This window comes from Collinsella sp. AM20-15AC, assembly GCF_003471405.1.
In the GTDB taxonomy this organism is placed as follows: domain Bacteria; phylum Actinomycetota; class Coriobacteriia; order Coriobacteriales; family Coriobacteriaceae; genus Collinsella.
Genome location: NZ_QRJA01000019.1, coordinates 1 through 19,964 on the forward strand (window position 1 = coordinate 1; position 19,964 = coordinate 19,964).

Annotated in this window: 17 protein-coding genes, 1 other RNA gene and 1 pseudogene; 16 read left to right on the forward strand and 3 right to left on the reverse strand. The window is 61.0% G+C overall.

Features of this window, described 5'->3' with window-relative positions; translation table 11 throughout:
- Positions 1-120 precede the first annotated feature (120 nt).
- Positions 121-482, forward strand: an RNA gene (rnpB, locus tag DW233_RS07180) — RNase P RNA component class A.
- A gap of 266 nt (positions 483-748) precedes the next feature.
- A complete protein-coding gene (locus DW233_RS07185) occupies positions 749-1,387 on the forward strand; it encodes a YigZ family protein (RefSeq protein ID WP_118267482.1) in 639 nt (212 codons plus the stop codon).
- A 67-nt stretch (positions 1,388-1,454) separates the two neighbouring features.
- Here the strand turns inward: DW233_RS07185 and DW233_RS07190 are convergent, their stop codons facing one another.
- Positions 1,455-1,901, reverse strand: a complete 447-nt coding sequence (locus tag DW233_RS07190) for a C-GCAxxG-C-C family protein (RefSeq protein WP_118267484.1) — start codon at positions 1,899-1,901, stop codon at positions 1,455-1,457.
- A gap of 229 nt (positions 1,902-2,130) precedes the next feature.
- Here DW233_RS07190 and DW233_RS07195 point away from each other — a divergent pair, with 229 nt between their 5' ends.
- From DW233_RS07195 to DW233_RS07210, 4 genes and pseudogenes are all read left to right on the forward strand, one after another.
- Positions 2,131-3,414, forward strand: a complete 1,284-nt coding sequence (locus tag DW233_RS07195; protein WP_118267485.1) for an O-acetylhomoserine aminocarboxypropyltransferase/cysteine synthase family protein — start codon at positions 2,131-2,133, stop codon at positions 3,412-3,414.
- A gap of 141 nt (positions 3,415-3,555) precedes the next feature.
- A complete protein-coding gene (locus DW233_RS07200; protein ID WP_118267487.1) occupies positions 3,556-4,860 on the forward strand; it encodes an MFS transporter in 1,305 nt (434 codons plus the stop codon).
- 157 nt (positions 4,861-5,017) lie between these two features.
- A complete protein-coding gene (locus DW233_RS07205; protein ID WP_117629416.1) occupies positions 5,018-5,596 on the forward strand; it encodes a xanthine phosphoribosyltransferase in 579 nt (192 codons plus the stop codon).
- A gap of 156 nt (positions 5,597-5,752) precedes the next feature.
- Positions 5,753-6,061: pseudogene (locus DW233_RS07210) on the forward strand (peptide chain release factor-like protein); the annotation flags it as partial.
- A 21-nt stretch (positions 6,062-6,082) separates the two neighbouring features.
- On the opposite strand, the gene DW233_RS07215 reads toward DW233_RS07210, so the two are convergent.
- Entirely contained in the window at positions 6,083-7,045 is a 963-nt protein-coding gene (locus tag DW233_RS07215) for a diacylglycerol kinase family protein (RefSeq protein ID WP_118267489.1), read from the reverse strand.
- An 86-nt stretch (positions 7,046-7,131) separates the two neighbouring features.
- On the reverse strand, positions 7,132-8,553 hold the full coding sequence (locus DW233_RS07220; RefSeq protein ID WP_199574606.1) for a chloride channel protein: 1,422 nt from the start codon (positions 8,551-8,553) through the stop codon (positions 7,132-7,134).
- A 211-nt stretch (positions 8,554-8,764) separates the two neighbouring features.
- Here DW233_RS07220 and glp point away from each other — a divergent pair, with 211 nt between their 5' ends.
- The 10 genes from glp (at position 8,765) to yedF (ending at position 19,947) form a co-directional block, all read left to right on the forward strand.
- Positions 8,765-10,027, forward strand: a complete 1,263-nt coding sequence (glp, locus tag DW233_RS07225; RefSeq protein WP_118267530.1) for a gephyrin-like molybdotransferase Glp — start codon at positions 8,765-8,767, stop codon at positions 10,025-10,027.
- Between the two features lie 10 nt (positions 10,028-10,037).
- Positions 10,038-10,517: a molybdenum cofactor biosynthesis protein B gene (locus tag DW233_RS07230; RefSeq protein WP_118267491.1), complete on the forward strand. Its 480-nt coding sequence runs from the start codon at positions 10,038-10,040 to the stop codon at positions 10,515-10,517.
- Positions 10,518-10,721: 204 nt separating this feature from the next.
- Positions 10,722-11,594, forward strand: a complete 873-nt coding sequence (gene modA, locus DW233_RS07235; RefSeq protein WP_118267492.1) for a molybdate ABC transporter substrate-binding protein — start codon at positions 10,722-10,724, stop codon at positions 11,592-11,594.
- Positions 11,595-11,662: 68 nt separating this feature from the next.
- Positions 11,663-13,105: a molybdate ABC transporter permease subunit gene (modB, locus tag DW233_RS07240; protein ID WP_233547963.1), complete on the forward strand. Its 1,443-nt coding sequence runs from the start codon at positions 11,663-11,665 to the stop codon at positions 13,103-13,105.
- 3 nt (positions 13,106-13,108) lie between these two features.
- Positions 13,109-14,179 carry a sulfate/molybdate ABC transporter ATP-binding protein gene (locus DW233_RS07245; RefSeq protein ID WP_118267496.1) on the forward strand — a complete coding sequence of 357 codons (1,071 nt, stop codon included), beginning with the start codon at positions 13,109-13,111 and terminating at the stop codon, positions 14,177-14,179.
- A gap of 445 nt (positions 14,180-14,624) precedes the next feature.
- A complete protein-coding gene (locus DW233_RS07250; protein ID WP_118267498.1) occupies positions 14,625-15,908 on the forward strand; it encodes a double-cubane-cluster-containing anaerobic reductase in 1,284 nt (427 codons plus the stop codon).
- A gap of 150 nt (positions 15,909-16,058) precedes the next feature.
- Positions 16,059-17,222, forward strand: coding sequence for a double-cubane-cluster-containing anaerobic reductase (locus DW233_RS07255; RefSeq protein ID WP_117637557.1), 1,164 nt, complete (start codon positions 16,059-16,061; stop codon positions 17,220-17,222).
- A 154-nt stretch (positions 17,223-17,376) separates the two neighbouring features.
- Positions 17,377-18,141, forward strand: a complete 765-nt coding sequence (locus tag DW233_RS07260) for an acyl-CoA dehydratase activase (protein ID WP_117639211.1) — start codon at positions 17,377-17,379, stop codon at positions 18,139-18,141.
- Between the two features lie 70 nt (positions 18,142-18,211).
- Complete coding sequence (selD, locus tag DW233_RS07265) at positions 18,212-19,261, forward strand: selenide, water dikinase SelD (protein ID WP_118267500.1); 1,050 nt, start codon at positions 18,212-18,214, stop codon at positions 19,259-19,261.
- A 59-nt stretch (positions 19,262-19,320) separates the two neighbouring features.
- Positions 19,321-19,947 carry a sulfurtransferase-like selenium metabolism protein YedF gene (yedF, locus tag DW233_RS07270; RefSeq protein ID WP_117637560.1) on the forward strand — a complete coding sequence of 209 codons (627 nt, stop codon included), beginning with the start codon at positions 19,321-19,323 and terminating at the stop codon, positions 19,945-19,947.
- Positions 19,948-19,964 lie beyond the last annotated feature (17 nt).

The window sequence follows — 19,964 nt, forward strand, 5'->3', positions numbered from 1 at the left end:
TGCGGATGAATGTGGGAGGTGTTCGGATAAAGTCGATAATCAAGGGTTCTTGGTTTATCGTGTCGAACGCTTGTGTTGTGCCATTGCCAATAGCGACGGTGTGCTACACTCTTGCACTGCTGAGTGGGCCAGACGGTCGCGCGATGTGCTGCTTGCAGCACGCGTGAGGAAAGTCCGGGCTCCAGAGGGCGGGATGCCGGCTAACGGCCGGGCGGAGTGATCCGACGGAAAGCGCCGCAGAAAAGAAGACTCCCACCTGCGCCGCAAGGCGTAAAGGGAAAAGCTGAAACGGTGGTGTAAGAGACCACCAGCGTCGTGGCAACACGGCGGCTTGGCAAGCCCCATCCGGAGCAAGCGCGAATAGGAACGCTATGGGCCGGCCCGGTCCGCGTTCGGGTAGCGTGCGTGGAGCTGCACGGTAACGTGCAGACAAGATAAATGACCGTTCACGACAGAACCCGGCTTACAAGCCCACTCAGCACTTTGTTGACGCTGCGACGTCGTCAGCTGGCCGATTTGGCGCTCATTCGTCGGTCGCCGCCATAAGGCGTGCTCCCTCCTCTTTCGGGCCAAATCGACTCAGCTGACGCCGTCTCGCTGTTTTTGTCTGATCATCGGCGGTTCCGTTCTTAGCGTCTCGCTGTAATTGCCTGGTCACCGGCGGTTCCATTCTTTTTACTGGGGTTTTCGGTACGGGCTTTGCCGTATTATTGAGGCTGTTTGTTGCTTTGCTTGTGTTTGAGGGGCTTTGTTGGACGGCTATTTTACTCTGCAATCGAATATTGAGGCTACGGGTGAGTTCGTCGATCGCAAGAGCCGGTTTATTGCCCAGCTGGTCCATATTGAGTCCGAGGACGAGGCAAACACCTTTATCGAGATGGTTCGCAAGCGTCATTACGACGCTCGGCACAATGTCCCCGCGTGGATTTTGGTCGATGGACGCGAGCGCCAGAGCGATGATGGCGAGCCGAGCCGTACGAGCGGAATGCCGACGCTCGAGGTGCTGCGCGGTGCGGGACTTAAAAACGTATGCTGTGTTGTGACGCGTTATTTTGGTGGCACGCTGTTGGGGCCCGGTGGGTTGGTACGCGCCTATACCGCGGCGACACAGGCGGCGGTGGCCGCGGCTCAGGAGGTTGGGCAGATCGTTGAGATGACGAGTGTCGTGCCGGTTGACGTGCATGTGGCCTATCCACAGTATGAGCAGGTGCTTCGTTTGGCGCAGGATTCGGGTGCCAAGGTTTCGGATACCGATTACGCGGATGCCGTGACACTTCACTTGGTGTTTAAGGCGGGGGAGCAGGAGCTGTTTTGCGCCAAGATGCGCGAGCTTATGGCGGGGCGCGAGGAGATCGAGGTCGGCGCTCCCGAATTTGCTGAGTTCTAACGGCGACGGCCGGCGTGCTTTTGGATGAATCTCAAGCGCGCCGGCCGTCGTTTTCTGTTGCTATCGTTTACTCGGCGAGCTGCTTTAGCATATCGCAGGCGATTTCGACGGCATCGTCGATGCAGCCGGGACAGCTGCGGAGCGGACCCTTGTCCGATCCGACGCCCTTGAGCGTGCCACAGACGGTCGTCGTGTTCTTCTCGCCAAAGCGCTTGGCAATCTCGCGCGACAGCTTGTAGGTCTGGCCCTTGGTCTTGGGGTTTTCCATACCGTCGCTCATCACAAAGCCCATGATGGCCACGGCGCCCGAGATGGCGCCGCAGGTCTCGGTCATGCCGCCCATGCCGGCGCCAAAGCCCTCGGTGAGGGTGAAGGCAATCTGGGGATCGAGGCCGACGGCTGGCGCGAGCGTACAGGCGACGGCCTGGGCACAGTTAAAGCCACGGGCGTGGTATTCGGCAGCCTGAGCCTGACAAGCGGTGGTGTCGAGCTGGGTCGTATCGATGTGCTTCATCGTTGTCTCCTTGGTTGCGGTGTACCCGCCTATGGTACCCTTGCCGACGCATTCGTTCATCGAGAGCTTTGTGCATATCTCGCCGTTATTGTCGTACCAATACCTAAGTGTGGGGCAAATGAGCCCGATGCATCTGTCCAATAACCTACCTTGAGGATGGGTTGAGAGGGGTGCGGGGTAGCGGTATCGTGAACCGAATAAAAATGTAACCCAGGCAAGGGAGCTAAATATGAGCGAGCAGACCATCGGTACCACGTGTGTTCAGGGCGGCTATCGCCCGGGCGATGCGGAGCCGCGCCAGGTGCCCATCTACCAGTCCACCACGTGGAAGTACGACACGTCCGAGCACATGGGCAAGCTGTTTGACTTGGAGGAGTCGGGCTACTTCTACAGCCGCCTGCAGAATCCCACGTGCGACCTGGTTGCCGCCAAGATCTGCGAGATGGAGGGCGGTACCGCGGCGATGCTCACGAGCTCGGGCATGGCTGCGAACTTCCTGGCGATCTTTAATGTGGCCGGTGCCGGCGATCACGTGGTCGCAAGCTCCGCTATCTACGGCGGTACCTACAACCTGCTCGCCCACACCATGGGCCGCATGGGCGTTACCTGCACGTTCGTTGCCCCCGACTGCACCGATGAGGAGCTCGAGGCAGCCTTTGAGCCCAACACCAAGCTCGTCTTTGGTGAGACCATCGCCAACCCCGCTCTTGCCGTGCTCGATATCGAGCGCTTTGCCAAGGCCGCGCATGACCACGGTGTGCCGCTGATGGTCGATAACACCTTCCCGACGCCCGTGATGTGCCGTCCCTTTGAGTGGGGCGCCGACATCGTTACGCACTCCACCACCAAGTACATGGATGGCCACGCGGCCTACCTGGGCGGCGTGATCGTCGACCACGGCCAGTTTGACTGGATGGCCCATGCGGACAAGTTCCCGGGTCTCACCACGCCCGACGAGAGCTATCACGGCGTGACCTATGCCGAGAAGTTTGGCCGCGAGGGCGCCTTCATTACCAAGGCCACCGCACAGCTCATGCGCGATCTTGGCCCCATGCAGAACCCGCAGGCGGCGTTTTTCCTGAACAGCTCGCTCGAGAGCCTGCATGTGCGCATGCCGCGTCATTGCGAGAACGGCCTGGCGGTCGCCAAGTTCCTGCAGAGCCATCCCAAGGTGCGCTTTGTGAGCTATCCGGGCCTGGAGGGCGACAAGTACTATGACATGGCTCAAAAGTACATGCCCAACGGTACGTGCGGCGTCGTGAGCTTTGGCTTTAACGGTGGTCGCGCGGCGGCCGAGACCTTTATGAAGAGCCTCAAGCTCGCCCAGATCGCCACGCATGTCGCAGATGCCCGCACCTGCTGCCTGCATCCTGCTAACGCCACGCACCGCCAGATGAACGACGAAGAGCTCATCGCCTGCGGCATCTCGGCCGACATGGTGCGCTTGTCGTGCGGCCTCGAGGACACGGCCGATCTGATTGCCGACCTTGAGCAGGCGCTCGAGCAGTGCTAGGCTAGCTTTCGCACAAGGCGCCGATACGGGCAGATTGCCTCGGCGACCTTTAGTTCCGATTCCGTAGGCGGGACCCCGATCGCGACTGTTTGTAGGCGATTGGGGCCCCGTTTTTGCGTTATGCCACTCGAAAGGATGGATATGGAGAAAACTGCAGAGCAGCTGCGCCGCGAGCACATTGCCCTTGAGGGCGATACCCATGGCAAGAACAAATGGGCGATTCTGTTTACCGTGCTCATCATGACGTTTATGGTGTGTCTGGATTCGACCGTCGTGACCGTGGCGCTGCCCGTGATGCAAAAAGAGCTGGGTGTGGGCCTCGATCGCATTCAGCTGGTAAGCTCTGTGTATCTGCTTGCGACGTGCGTGGCTATGTTGCCGTTTGGCCGTCTGGGCGACGTGCGCGGCAAGGTGAATGTGTTTCAGCTGGGCGTCATCGTCTTTTCGGTCGGTTCGCTGCTGTGCGGCCTTTCGGCCTCGCTCGAGGTTCTTATCCTGGCACGCATTGTTCAGGGCGTCGGTTGCGCGGCGGCCATGGCTAACAACATGGGTATCATCACCGAGTCGTTTCCGGCGCGCGAACGAGGCCGTGCCATGGGCATTCTCGCGACCTTTGTGGCCCTCGGCATGATGTGTGGCCCCGTGCTCGGCGGCATGCTGGTGGCAAGCTTTCCTTGGGAGAGTATCTTCCTCATCAACCTGCCCATTGGCGTCATCTCGTTTATCGTGGGGCTCTACACGCTGCCGCATGTTAAGCCGGAGGCCGGCGAGCGCTCCATGTCGCTGGCGGAGGCCGCGCGTCGCTGCTTTGCAAATTCGGCCTTCACCATCAATCTTGCCTGCATGCTCATCGTGTTTGTTGGCATTGGCGCATCTGAGTTTATCCTGCCGTTTTATTTTCAGGACGCCCACGGCTTTGGTTCCGACATTTCCGGACTGCTCTTTTTGGCGCTTCCGATGGTGAATGCTTTTATCGGCCCGCTTTCGGGCACGATTTCCGATCGTATTGGTTGCGAGGGCCCCACGGCCGTTGGCCTGGGCGTGTACGTGTGCGGGCTCTTTGCAGTGAGCACGCTCGACGAGCATTCATCGATCCCTGTGATCGTGTGCTGCGTCGCATTTATGTCGTGCGGTACGTCGATTTTCCAGAGCCCCAACAACTCGCTGTACATGGGCTCGGCTCCGCGCGAGGCACTTGGCTTTGCAGGTAGCTTGGGCAGCTTGGCGCGCTATGCGGGCATGGCGCTGGGTATTACGGCAGGTTCGCATATCCTCTATGGGCAGATGAGCGTGGCGATGGGCGAGGCCGTGACCAGTTTTGTTGCAGGCCGTCCGGATGTATTCCTATTCGGCTTTCGCTCGGTGTTCTATGTGTTGATGGCCGTGGCCGCTGTGGGCTTTGCGCTTGCCATGGTGCGTTTGGTGAAGATGCGCGCCCGTCATTAGCGTGTTGGGAGGCTGTCTGCCACGAATCGCGCCGTCCCAAAAAGACTGGTTTGTGGTGCGATGCGGCTTGTGGGGCGGGCGGGGGTCGGTCCGTGGTAGACTATCGAACAACGTTTATTAATCGCGCGGTATCGTTGCCGCGAGAAGGGGTTGCGCCATGCAGGAGCTTGAGGATCGTATTCGCCATGACGGCATCGTAAAGGCCGGTAACGTCCTTAAGGTTGATGCCTTCCTCAACCACCAGTGCGACGTTGAGCTGTTCGACCACATGGGCGCCGAGTGGGCCCGTCTGTTCAAGGATGTCGAGATCAACAAGATCCTGACGATTGAGGCTTCGGGCATTGGTATGGCTTGCATCGCGGCTCAGCATTTTGGCGGCGTGCCGGTGGTCTTTGCCAAGAAGGCACAGTCCATCAACCTCGACGGCGAGCAGTACGCCACGACCATCTACTCCTTTACCAAGCAGAAGGAGTACCCGGTCATCGTTGGCAAGCGTTTCCTGTCCGAGGGCGACAAGGTCCTGATCATCGACGACTTCTTGGCCAACGGCTGCGCGCTCGAGGGTCTTATCAAGATCTGCGAGGCTGCGGGTGCCGAGGTGTCCGGTATTGGCATTGCGGTGGAGAAGGGCTTCCAGGGCGGCGGCGATAAGCTCCGCGAGCGCGGCTTCCGCGTCGAGAGCCTGGCCCGTATCGCCGATATGGACTGCGAGACCGGCGAGATCACCTTCGCCTAAGCGCGCAACACAAGCGATTGGTATGCGATGTGACAAAGGGACTGTCCCTTTGTCACATTTTTTTGTATGAGGGGAGGTGCTGATATGGACGAGAACAAGATGGGATGGCGCGAGTATGCGCGCTATGCCGAGATGTCGGCCGAGGAGTTGGCGCGCGATTGCGAGGTGCAGGTGTTTCGCGCGACGGGTCCGGGCGGGCAGGGCGTGAACACGACGGACTCGGCGGTGCGTATGAAGCATGGGCCCACGGGGATTGTCGTGACGGCGCGTGAGAGCCGTAGTCAGTTTCAGAATCGCGCGAGCTGTCTGCGTAAGCTGCGCGCTGAGCTGGAGCGTCGCGGGCGTCCACCGCGCCGACGCGTAAAGACTAAGGTGCCTTTGCGCTCTCGCCAGTGCAGGCTCAATGACAAGCACTTCAACGCGATTAAAAAGGCCAACCGTCGCAAGCCGGGGAGCGACGAGTAGCCGATTGTTTCGCTGGTCTTGCTAGCGGGTGGGGTGCCAGACCTGGAGGGCGCCGGCGAGGATGTCGACCTCGATGCGCGAGGCGACAACGGGCTCGCCGTCGGCCTGGATGGGGTAGTCGGGCTCCTCAAAGGTGAGCTCGGCATGGCGGCAGCGGCGCATGCGAACCGGCGGCAACTTGGTGTGGTGGCCGTCCTTGGCCGAAAGGAACATGGGTAGGGCAACCGCGCGGGGGACAGGGCCGCAGGCGTAGCAGACGTCGAGTATGCCGTCGCAGGGGTCGGCATCGGGGCAGATGCGATAGCCCGAGCCATACGTGGGGCCCAGCTGTATCGCCATGATAATCGCCCTCACGCGCTCGGCGGGCGTGCCGTCAAAGCTGACTGTCATGGGGTAGTTGCGATAGCGCAGGCCAAACTGCTCAAGTCCCGAGAGGGTGTAGAGCGGAGCACCCGTCAAGCCGGTCTTTTTGCGCAACTCGGTGGTGCCCAGACCAATAGCGGCATCGATGCCGACCGAAAGCGTCTGGTCGTAGTACTCAACGGTAGCCTCGCTGCTGCCGCTCGCAGGGCTCCACGAGCGAATGCGCCCGATGTCCTGACGCTGCAGCTCGCAGGTGAGCAGCGCGCCAGAATCCTTGCCGGAGAAATCGTCGATGCCGAGCGTCTGGGCAAAATCGTTTCCGGAGCCCACGGGCAGGACGGCAAGAGCGGGGCGGGCGTCCTCCTTTTGCGTCATAAGCCCGTTGACGACCTCGTGAATCACGCCGTCGCCGCCAAGGGCGATAACGGTGCGATAGCCCTGAGCCTGCGCGGCCAGCTCCTTGGCGTGTCCCATACGCTCGGTCAACACCAGGTCAAACTGGGATGCGCGTGCAGTCATGTCCAAAAAGCGCTGCAGGCGCTCGGCAACTTCGCGCGCCGCACCCGACTGGGCGGCTGGGTTGGCGATGATGAGCGTGCGACCAAAATCAGTTGCGTGCATGGGGCGACTCCCGGCGTGTGACATGACAGTGCGGTCGCGCTCAGGTCGAATTGCCCCCGATTGTGGCTGCACGGCGATTATTACATCTACTCTATCAGGTCGTTGTGGCGCTCGATAGCATCCGCTACCGTACCGCCCTCATCCACAATAAGCGAGCGGCGCTTGGGTGAGATGATGCGCTGGGCGGGGTACACGCCGCGGTGTCCGCCGGTTAGGTAGCTGATAAAGGCCACGATGACAAAGAACCCGGCGGCCGTGCCGTGGAACAGGTCGATGGCCATCATGCAAGTGGTGATGGGCACGTTGAGGCCGGCGCAGAACACGCCGAGCATGCCGAGAGCCGCCAGAAAACTGGGGTCAAGCCCGGTAAGGCAACCGATCCAGCCACCGAGTGCCGCACCGATGCCAAACAGGGGCGTGACCTCGCCGCCTTGGAAGCCCGCGCCCAGGGTAAGCGCTGTGACGACCAACTTGATGGCTGCGTCCGCCAGGGTGGTGTTGCCTGCAAATCCGGCGCCGGAAAGCCACGTGGAAAGGCCGGCGTAGTCCCAGGCGTCAAGGAGGGCATAGGCGGCCAAAACCACGAGTGCGCCTATGAGTGCGCGGACGAGGTAATTGGCGATAAAGCGACCGTACAGGCTTTTGACGGTTCGAACCGACCAGGCAAAGAGGCGTGCCGTCAGGCCGAAGATAATGGCGCTGATAACAACGATGACAACCGTCCGTGGTGTCATGTTGGGAACGCTGGCGATGACATTCGCCTCGTACTCGGTTCCCAAGGCAAGCGACGTAAAGTAGCCGGTAAACGAGGCGACCAGGCAGTAGATGCCCGCGGTGTAGTCGATCTTGCCGATAAAGCACATCTCCATGCCAAAGAAAGCTCCAGCAAGGGGCGAACCGAATACGGCGCCAAAGGCCGACGAGATGCCGGCGAGCATGAGGTCGTGGTGGTCATGCTTTTTGAGGTGGGCGAGGCTCGAGATGTTGCTGGCGATGGTGCCGCCAATCTGCACCGCAGCTCCCTCGCGACCGGCCGACCCGCCCGTTAGGTGCGTGAGCGTGGAGCAGACGAAGGTGAGAACGGCCATGCGCATGTGGATGAGGCGTGTGCCCAGAGCGGAGTCGATGACCAGGTTGTTACCGCGTTTGGCGGCAAGGCCGTGGTTTTTGTACACCCATGCGGTGGCAACGCCCACAACGGGAAGCAAGGCGTAGACCCATGCATGGTGCTCGCGATAGTCGGTCGCGATATTCAGCGAGGTCAAAAACGCCCAGGCGGCAACGCCCATGGCGAGCGAGACGATGACGACGAGTGTGAGCAACTTGGCGCTCGCGAGTAGGTTGCGGGCGTTGCGGCGCGTGTCGGCGGCCAAGAGATGCTCGGAGCGGGTGAGCTGATGCCTGCCGGCCATGATGACGTCGTTCAGGGAGAAAAAGCCGCCGTCGTCGAGCGACTGAGAATGATCCTGCGCTTCGTTTGCGCTTTCGGGTTTGTCGGTAAAAGTCATACGTTCCTCTTTTGGGTTGCAACACGAGCATTATAAAACGCGGTAAACGCGACGAGCCGGTGGGTTGGTTTTGGTTTTGTTTCGCGGCTTGCGGCCGACAGATGTATTTGCGGGTACAGGCCAAGTCGCGGTCGCGCGTCGAGGGATTATACTGAGAGAAACATAAAGAATCGGCGCTTTTGTTGCGCGCCGCAGCATGCTAGAGGTGTATATGGCTGAGAAACTCATTCCGTTGGAGGACGCGCAGGCGATCGTCTTGTCGCACGTGAATCGCACCGAAGTCGTCGAGATTCCCGTGTGGCAGGCCGTCGGTCTTCCCTTGGCCGAGGATGCGGTGGCCGATATCGACATCTCGCCGTTTGCCAACAGCGCTATGGACGGATATGCCGTGCGCTCGTCGGACTTGGCGCGGGCATCTGGCGAGGCGCCGGTGACGCTCGACGTTATCGGACACGAGGCCGCGGGCCGTGTGTTTGAGGGCGCAATCGGCGCGGGTGAGACGGTCCGCATCATGACGGGCGCGCCGGTACCCGAAGGTGCCGATGCCGTGGTGAAGTACGAGATCGTCGATGTGCTCGATGGCGACGGCAACGAGGGCTCGCGTGTGAGGTTCTCGGCGCCTGCCAAGGTGGGGGAGAACGTTCGCTCTGCCGCCGAGGAGGCCCATGCCGGCGATGTTGTGATGCACGCCGGCGAGGTCGTGGCTCCGGCGGGCGCCGGCTTGTTGGCGAGCGCCGGGTATGCGAGCGTGAAGGTGCATGCCGCGCCGCGTGTGGGCATTATCTCGCTGGGCACGGAGCTGGTCGCGCCGGGTGAGCTGCCGGCGCGCGGGCAGATTCGCGACTCCAACTCGTCGGCGTTGATGGCCGAAGCGCTCGATGCAGGAGCCGAGCCCGTGTTCTACGGCATTGCGTCCGATGATGAGCAGGCGATTGCCGAGCTGGTGCATCGCGCCGTGCTGGAGTGCGATTTTGTCATTACGAGCGGTGGCGCCTCGGCAGGCGACTACGACTACGTGACGGCGCTCGTTCGGCGCGAGGGCGAGGTGCTGTTTGACCGCATCTCGATGCGTCCGGGCAAGGCCATCACGTTTGGCTTGCTCGGGGGTAAGCCCTACCTGGGACTTTCAGGCAATCCGGCTGCGGCGTATGTAGGCTTTGAGATGCTTGCGCGTCCGGCGATCCGCAAGATGCGCGGCTTTGCCGAGGGTACGCGTCCCGTGCAGCAGGCGACGCTCACGCACGGCGTGAAAAAGCGACAGCATCGCCGCTTCTTCGATCGCGCCACGGTTTTGCGCGACCCCGAGACCGGTGAGCTGTTGGTGACCGAGGCCAAGACGCAGAATTCGGCGCTGCTCGGCACGATGCAGCGGGCTAACTGCCTGTTGCGTGTTGACGAAGGACCGTGCGACCTCAAGGTGGGCGATGTCGTGGACGTTGTTCGCGTCGACCTGCCTGAGGGCGCCGTGTTGTAGGAGGAATGCTATGGAGCTGAAGATATCGATCGTGACGTGCTCGGATACGCGCGATCTTGCCCAGGACGAGGCTGGAGCCGCACTCGAGGAACTTATCGAGGCGCAGGGCTGGACGGTCGCCTCGCATGTGGTCGTGCGCGACGACGTCAGCGAGATCGGTGATGCCATTGTGGAAGCCGCCGATGAGTGCCACGCCAATGTCGTGCTCACCTGCGGCGGCACGGGGCTTTCGATGCGCGATGTGACGCCCGAGGCGACGCGTGCCGTCTGCGAGCGCGATGTGCCGGGTATTGCAGAGGCAATCCGTGCGTACTCCATGACCAAGACGCGCCGCGCTATGCTCTCGCGCGCTATTTGCATGCAACGAGGTCATACACTTGTCGTAAACTTTTCCGGTTCTACGAAGGCCGCCCGCGAAAGCTGGGAGGCCATAGCGGACCAGCTGGAGCATGCGGCTCAGATGACAGCGGGCGGCGGACATACCAACTAAGCGGTTTACCTGCGGCGGAGCGACCTGAACGGCTGCTCCGCCTTTTATTTGCGCCCAAGGGGACGGCATTCTGTAGGCATGCTTGAAACTATATTCTCAGACGAGAATAATTTCTCATAATCATTATTCGCATCGAAGTATAATCTAATTACAGAATAAAGCCCGCGGTGGGGTACCCGGGCACAAGGTCCGAAAGGGTTGAACATGTTCGATATGGTTTCTCGCCGCGGATTCGTCTCACTCTCCGCTGTCGCCGCTGCCGGCCTTGGCCTTGCCGGCTGCTCCGGAAACAAGGAGCCTGAGTCGACCGGTTCCGATGCCGGCTCCGCCAAGATTTCGTCCAAGAAGGCTGTCGAGCTGCAGGTCTTTGCTGCCAACTCGCTCGAGAAGGCTCTGCCCGAGGTTCAGAAGCTCTACACCGACCAGACTGGCACCGCCTTTTCCGACACGCAGTTTAAGGCTTCTGGCGACCTCGTTGAGCAGATGCGTGCCGGCGCCACGGTCGACGTGCTCATCACCGCCTCCAAGGGCACCATGGACGACGCCGAGGCCGCCGAGCTCGTCGATGCCGACACCCGTGAGGATATGTTCGTCAACGACCTTGTGATCATTCGTGCTGAGGGTTCCGACACCAAGATCGAGGCCATCGCCAACGTCGCGAATCTGGACGGCAAGATCGCCATCGGCGACGCCAAGACCGTCCCCGCCGGCAAGTACGCCAACCAGGCCTTAGCTTCTGTGGGTCTCTACACCGGCACCGAGGGCGACGACGGCGAGTATGCACCCGAGCTTGCCGACAAGGTGGCCCTGGCCGACAAGGTCGGCACCGCTGCGTCTTACGTCTCTACGGGCGACTGCGTGGCCGGTTTTGTCTACAGCTCCGATATCTTTCGCTATGACGGCATCGAGGAGGCCTTCGTGTGTCCCGAGGACTCGCATAAGCCCATCGTGTATCCGGGCGCTGTCGCCGATGGCTCCGAGCACGCCGACGAGGCCAAGGCGTTTATCGACTTTTGCCTGTCCAACAAGAAGGCTCAGAAGATTTGGGCTAAGTACGGCTTTGAGCTTTCCGAGTAGTGCGGCTTGGCGCGATAATTCCATCGTTTTGTGTTTCACTCCTTCCTTGTATTCGCTTGGAGCTTTTCGTGCTTAATAGATTCCGCATGCTTGTCGCCTGTGCTTTGACCTTCGCGCTTTGCTGGGTGCCGGGATTTGCGTTTGCTGGGGTCGCTGAGGACGGGGCCCAGGTTGCTGCGACCGCTCATGGGCTTTCCTATGGGATCGAGGGTTTTGAGCGGTTGGCCAAGGGGACCGCTCGTGCCATGGAGGGCCAGCCTGAGGGCTACCGGTTTCCCGTTGACGAGGACGTGGACCTTGTAGTGGCGCCTGCTGCCGATCGCGTTGTGGTGTGGATATCGCCCAGGGCGCTCGAGAAGTTTGGATTGGATCCGCAGGACAACGAGTGCGTATCGGGTCTCAAGGCCCTCGTCTGCGAGCTCGACAGCGCAAACTCCATGGGAGGTGCGCAGCTAGGGGACGTTGATCTTCCTTGGTATGTTACGGCGGAAACAACGTTTGATGCCGGCGGTTATACCTATGGCTTTGACGAGCGCGGTGCGGATGGGGACCGCTATGTGGTGATTGCATCGGCCTCGGGTGATGCCAAGGGCGGCGCGCGTTGGCTTGATAGCGCTCAAATGGTAGAGGCATCGTCTGTCGTGTTGCGGGATGAGCAGGGGCCCTTGACCTCTCTGGCCTCCTTTTTAGGCGGCATCGACTACCGCCCGTTTTGGGTGTCTATCAAAACGAGCGGCCTTGCCCTGGTGATTGCCTTTGCACTGGGCCTGTTTGCCGCGTGGAAGACTATGGGTACCTCGAGTCGCATCAAGGGCCTGCTCGATTCGGTCTTTACGATTCCTATGGTGCTGCCGCCCACGGTCTGCGGCTTTCTGCTCCTCATGCTGTTTGGCCGCTCGATCGGGGTGGGCCAGTGGCTGATCGCGCACGGCATCTCGATCGTCTTTACCTGGCCCGCGGCGGTCATTTCGGCTGTCGTTGTGTCGTTTCCGCTGGTCTACCGCACGGCGCTCGGAGCCTTCGATAGCCTCGACACGCAGATGCTCGACGCCGCGCGAACCTTGGGGTGGTCCGAACGTCGCATCTTTGCCAAGCTCATGATGCCGCTCGGCTGGCCCTCAATCGCGGCGGGCACGGTGCTCGCCTTCGCTCGCGCGATGGGCGAGTTTGGCTGCACGCTGTTCTTTGCGGGCAACTACGCCGGCATTACGCAGACCATTCCCATTGCGATTTACTTTGAGTGGATGGGCGGCAATACGTCGGTGGCTCTCTTTTGGGTCGTGGTCGTAATAGCGTTCAGCTTCCTGGTCATCCTATTCATCAACATGTACACGGCGCATTCTCAAAAGTATCGCGAGCGCGGTCTCTCCCGTGCGGAGCGCAAGCAGGCCAAAGAGCTCGCCGGACAGGGCGATTCGCTTGACCCGGTGGGCGGTGATGCCTTGCGTATCGATCGCGAGGCGCTGGCCGAGCTTATGCGCGATGGCGCGGTCGCAAAGGGAGGTCGATAAGCCATGTCGCTCGTTCTGGATATCAAAAAGCGCTATCCGGGCTTTACCCTCGACATTCAGCTCGATGCCGGCGAGGAGCGTGTGGCGCTGCTGGGCGCCTCGGGTTGCGGCAAGAGCTGCACGTTGCGCTGCATTGCCGGCGTGGAGACACCCGACGAGGGCAAGATCGTCGTCAACGGCGTGACCTTTTTTGACTCGGCGGCGGGTATCAACCTGTCGCCCCAGGAGCGAAAATGCGCCCTGCTGTTCCAAAACTATCAGCTGTTTCCCAACATGACGGTGGCCGATAACGTGTGCGCCGGTGTTAAGGATGCGGGTGACGCCGCCGCGCGCAAAAAGCTCGCCGAGCGTTATCTGGGCATTTTCGGTCTGGCCGATTTTGTCGACCGCTACCCCGTGCGCCTCTCGGGCGGTCAGCAGCAACGCGTGGCGCTTGCGCGCATGGTGGCGGCGCATCCGGGCATCTTTATGTTCGATGAGCCCATGAGCGCGCTCGACGCGTATCTCAAGAGCGCGCTCGAACAGAACATGCTCGACCTGTTCGATGTGTGCAACCGTACCGTGCTCTACGTGAGCCACGACATCGACGAAGCGTGCCGCCTGTGCCGGCGCATTTGTGTGATGCACGACGGGCATATGGAGGAGATCGGCTCCGTCGAGGACGTGGTCCGCCGGCCGCAAACCTTGGCTGCGCTGCGTCTGACGGGCTGCAAGAATACGAGCCGCGCGCGCAAGATCGAGCTTCAGGAAGTTGAAGCCCTGGACTGGGGCATGACCTTCAACGTGGGCCGTGAGGTTCCCGATAATGTGGCGTACCTGGGTATTCGTGCGAGCTATTTCCATGTGGACAACCGCGCTGAGCGCGGTCGTAACAGCTACGATCTGCATGTGGCCCGCGTGAGCGATTCGCGTTTTGAGCGCCTGGTGCTGCTGGATGTGCCGCGTGCCGATGCGCCGACGCGCATGCAGTGGAAGGTCAACAAAGTGGGCATGCCTGTCGACGAGCTGCCGCAAGCAGGCGAGACGCTGCGCATGCATTTTGATGCCAGCAGGATCCATTTGGTTTGTCGTTGATGCGGTGGGCGATGCGGGCGAGGAGGTAGTCCTCGACCGCTTTGTTTCCACTTTACCGCTCGCCGATTTCTATATGACAAAATCTTATCAATCTGATAATTATTTATCAGACAGCGAGGTGTTCGCATCCCGCAGCTGTCGTACGATTGTCAACGGTGTTCGCATGGTCGATGACCGTTGATATAGTTGACCTCAACTGGTTAAGGAGGGTGCGCACATGCCGCAGACGACATACATTCGCCGCGTTGCCGCGCGTGCCCTATATATCGCTCGGAGCCGCATATGAGCAGGTATGTTCACGGCTCCGGGAGAGACGACGCACAATTAAATAGTCAACCGCAAAGCAGGTTCCCCAAAATTCCGGGTTTGAGCACGGCAGGGCAATCGCCGCCCGTCGTGCATCGATACCGCTGTTATCCGTTTTTGGTTCGAGAGGGGAACCGCCATGGCTGAAGAATTCGATTTCCATCCGATGTGGGAGAGCCTCGGCATGAATCTTGCCGACCACGACATACTGCTGGGCGCCGTGGGCCAGATGTACGGCGATATGTTCTTGACGCAGAACAATCGCCCCAAGTCCACGTCCTACCTGGACTTTGTGGCCACCAACATCCACAGCGGCCGTATTAAGGAGATGCTCGACAAGAAGGAGGCCGGCGAGGCCACCAAGATCGTCGGTTCGTTCTGCGTGTACGTGCCCGAGGAGATTGTGCTCGCCTGCGACGGTATTCCCGTGGGCCTGTGCTCGGGTGCCGATTGGGCAACCGATAAGGTCGAGGAGCATCTGCCGCGCAACACCTGCCCGCTTATCAAGAGCTTTGCCGGCTTTAAGCTGGGCGAGGTCTGCCCCTACATTGAGTCGAGTGACTTGGTGGTAGGCGAGAACACCTGCGATGGCAAGAAGAAGGCCTACGAGTTTTTTGCCACGCAAAAGAACATGTACGTCATGGATATTCCCAACGTACACGACGAGTCGACGCTCGTGACCTGGAAGGCCGAGGTCAAGAAGCTCGCCGCCAAGATCGAGGAAGAGTGCGGCGTCACGATTACGCCTGAGCGTCTGAAGGCCGCCATCCACGCCGTCAATGAGAAGCGTCGCGCCCTGCAGCGCCTCGCTGCCACGCGCGCTGCCGACCCTGCGCCCATCAGCGGTCTTGACAGCCTGCTGACCGTTCAGGCCGCCTTTATGGACGACACGCCACGTCTGACCGGAGCCATTAACGATATGGCGGCTGAGTGCGAGCAGCGTGTCGAGGCTGGCGAGGGCGTGGCGCCCAAGGGGACCAAGCGCATCCTGTACACCGGCACGCCCATGGCCGTGCCCAACTGGAAGCTGTTCAACCTCATCGAGAAAGCCGGCGGCGTTGTGGTAGGCGAGGAGTCCTGCACGGGCTCGCGCTACTACAAGGACCTGGTCGACGAGTCCGGTGAGACGGTGGACGAGATGCTCGATGCCATCGCCGAGCGCTACTTTAAGATCAACTGCGCCGTCTTTACGCCCAACGACCAGCGTATGAAGGACATTGTCCAGATGGCCAAGGACCTGCATGCCGACGGCATCGTCGACGTGGCCCTGCAGTTCTGCACGCTCTATGAGATGGAGTCGTTTGCCGTGGAGAAGGCCGCCGAGGAAGCCGGCATTCCGTTTATGCACATCACGACCGACTACGCCGGTGAGGATGCAGGCCAACTGCAAACCAGGATCGAGGCCTTCTTGGAAACCATTTAGGGCTATCCGTCCCGGCGGCTTTCCCAGGCACCCGATCTTGCCGTTCAAACCGTCGCTTGCGTGCGAAAGTACGCGGCGCGTCTCTTTCACGGCAACCTCGGGCACCTGGGAAAGCCGCTTCCTTGGTTGGTTAAAAGGTTTAGGAGTTATATGTCGGAAAATATTGAGCAGCCGTTGCCCAGCACGTTTGAGGAGTTTAACGAACAACGCAAGGCGGCGTTTATTCGCGTTAAGGATTACAAGCAGGCGGGTAATCGCCTGGTCGGCTTTTTGTGCAGCTATACGCCGCTCGAGATTATCGATGCCGCGGGCGCCTCGAGCGTGGCTCTGTGCGGTACGTCCGACGAGGTGATTCCCGAGGCCGAGAAGGTGCTGCCGGCAAACCTCTGCCCGCTCATCAAGTCGACGTATGGTTTTGCCTATTCGCAAAAGTGCCCGTTTACGTACTTTAGCGACATGATCATCGGCGAGACCACCTGCGACGGCAAGAAGAAGATGTACGAGCTGCTCAACGAGCTCAAGCGCACGCACATTCTGCACCTACCGCAGGGCCGCGACCGCGCCTACGAGCGCGAGGGCTGGTACGAGGAGTGCCGTCTGCTCAAGGAGGAGCTCGAGAACTTCTACGACATTACGATTACCGACGGCGACCTACGCGCTGCTGCCCGTCGTCGCAATCGCCTGCGTGCGGCCCAGCTCGAGATGTTTGCGCTGCAGGCCAACCAGCCGGCGGCCATGAGCGGCGTCGATCTGATGAGCACCATGTTTGCCGGTACGTTCAGCTTTGATATCGAGGCCTATACGCAGCAGCTGGAGCAAAAGGTCGCTAACCTGCGCGAGGCCTACGAGGCCGGCGAGCACCCGGTTGCGGCGGATGCCAAGCGCATCCTGATCACCGGTTGCCCGGTGGGCGGCGTAATCAACAAGATCGGTCGCACCATCGAGTCCAACGGCGGCGTGGTCGTGTGTATGGATGACTGCTCGGGTGAGCGCACGGCGGCCATGATGGTCGACCCGGATGCGCCCGACATCCTGCGTGCGATCGCCGACCGCTACCTGGATATCAACTGCTCGGTTATGACGCCCAACGACGGTCGTATGGAGAACACGCTGGCCATGTGCGAGAAGTATCACGTCGATGGCGTAGTGGAGAGCGTGCTCCAGGCGTGCCACACCTTTAACGTGGAGAGTGCACGCATGCAGGAGGCCGTCGAGGGTGCGGGTATTCCGTATATGAAGATCGAGACCGACTACAGCAACGGCGACATGGGCCAGATCGAGACCCGCATCGCCGCCTTCATCGAAACCCTCTAGCTTCCTCAGGCACCGGATCTTGCCCCTCAAACCGTCGCTTGCGTACCAAAGTACGCCGCGCTCCTCTTTCGGGGCAACCTCCGGCACCTGAGAAACCTAGAGCTAAGGCGCCTGAACGCGCCGCTGTCTTTGATGTTTGGATTAGGAGAGAGCCATGATAGGGATCGGGGTCGATATCGGGTCTACGGCGGCTAAGGCTGCTGTGGTCGATGGTGAGGGTTCGGTGGCGTGGACGTGCGTGCAGCCAACCGGGTTCTCCTCGGTCGATGCCGCCGATAGGTTGCGCGAGGCGCTCGCGGCGGCGGGCTTTGACGTTGCATCCGATTCTGCGCGTGTGGTGGCCACGGGTTACGGGCGCGTGGCTGTGCCATACGCCCACAAGGTTGTGACCGAGATTACCTGCCACGGCGCCGGTGCCGTGCGTCTGTTTGGCGATCGCGGCACGGTGATTGACGTGGGCGGCCAGGACACCAAGGTCATTCAGCTTAAAAATGGCCGCGTGGCCAAGTTTGCCATGAACGACAAGTGCGCTGCCGGCACGGGGCGCTTTTTGGAGATCATGGCCGACCGCCTAGGTATTTCTCAACAGCAGATGGCCGACCTGGCGCGTTCCGGCGAGCCTACCAAGATTTCCAGCATGTGCACGGTGTTTGCCGAAAGTGAGGTCATTAGCCTGATCGGTCGCGGTGAGCCGCGCGAGAACATCGCACGTGGCGTGATCGACAGCGTGGTCTCGCGCGTGGCGACCATGGCCGGGCAGGCCGCGGGCGCCCCGTACTACCTGACCGGTGGCCTGTGCGAGAACGCCTTCGTGGTGGAGCGGTTGGGCGAGCTGCTGGGGTCGCCGGTGACCACCTCGCCCCAGGCTCGCTTTGCCGGTGCCATCGGCGCGGCGATTCGCGCACAGGCGCTCGATTAATGCATCGGCCGTGGGCCTGCATTCATGCGTATACTGGGAGGAAATGATTGACCGATGAGAGGAGGTATCGATGCCTGACGATCAGATTAAGCTCACGTCTATGACTGCCGCGAGCGGTTGAGCCGCTAAGTTGGCTCCTGGAGCCCTCGCCCAGGTCCTGGGCGACTTACCCAATGTGCATAACGACAACCTGCTCGTGGGGTTCGATACCTCCGACGATGCGAGTGTTTTTCGTGTTGGCGAAAACCTGGGCCTCGTGCAGTCCGTCGACTTCTTCCCGCCGATGGTCGACGACCCGTTCCTGTTTGGTCAGATCGCGGCGGCCAACTCGCTGTCGGACATTTATGCCATGGGTGGACGACCGAGCCATGCCATGAACCTGCTGTGCATTCCCAGTTGCCTGGGCGTGGAGGTCGCAGGTGAGATTCTGGCGGGTGGCGCCGACAAGTGCGTCGAGGCTGGCTGCACCATCGCGGGCGGCCACACCATCAACGACGACGAGCCCAAGTACGGCCTGTCCGTGAGTGGCTTTGTCGCGCTCGACCGCATGCTCGCCAACAGCGGTGCGCGCGTGGGCGATGTCCTACTGCTGACCAAGGCGATCGGCTCGGGCATTATCACCACGGCCATTAAGGGCGTGCTCATCGAGCAGGACGAGGCCGCAGCCATGTTTGACTCGATGCGCACCCTCAACGAGGCCCCGATTCGCCTGGCCGAGGGACTCGAGCTTCACGGCTGCACCGATGTCACGGGCTTTGGCCTGATCGGGCATGCGTGCGAGATGGCCGAGGGCTCGGGCGTGCAGATTGAGCTCGCGTCGGGGGCGGTGCCGCTCTTTGACCAGGTGCTCAATATGGCGCGTCTGGGCATTATCCCTGCCGGCGCCTACCGCAACCAGGATTTCTTTGGCCCGCGCGTGGCGGCCGACGATGACCTGGAGCCGGGAATGCTGGATGCGCTGTACGATCCGCAGACCTCGGGCGGCCTGCTCATCGCAGCGCCTGCTGCCGATGTGGATGAGCTCGCCCGCCGCCTGCATGCCGAAGGTCGCGTTGCCGCCACAATCGGCCGCGTGTGCGAGGCGGTGCCGGGTGGTCCTGCCGTTCACGTTGTGCATTAAGGAAAACCGTTTATGCGACCGTCTACTGTTCTGGGCGGTCCCTTTTGAAAGGATTTGCTATGTCTACCAAAATTGAAGTCAATGCCATGGGCGATGCCTGCCCGCTGCCCGTCGTCAAGACGCTCAAAGCTCTGAAGCAGCTTGATGGCGAGGGTGTTGTCGTGACCTCGGTCGACAACGAGACGGCCGTCAAGAACATCTCCAAGATGGCACAGGAAAAGGGCTGCACGGCCTCGGTCGAGAAGGTCGCCGATGCCGAGTGGCACGTGATCGTGGCGACCGCCGGCGCCGTTGCCGTGGCCGATCCTGAGCAGGACGGCGCCGCTTTCTGCGACGCCAGCGCCGGCAAGGGCAAGCTGGTCGTGGCCGTCTACACCGATTGCATGGGTCGCGGCGACGATGAGCTGGGCCACAAGCTCATGAAGGCCTTTATCTTTGCCGTGACGCAGCAGGAGGAGCTGCCCGCCACGATGCTCTTCTACAACGGCGGCGCCAAACTCACCGTCGAGGGGTCGCCGGTGCTTGACGACCTCAAGGGCCTGGCCGAGCAGGGTGTCGAGATCCTTACCTGCGGCACCTGCCTCGACCACTTTGGCATTAAGGACCAGCTTGCCGTGGGCGATGTCACGAACATGTACGTGATCGTCGAAAAGATGGAGCAGGCCGGCCGCGTCGTGCGTCCGTAGCGCCTGGGTGGGATTGC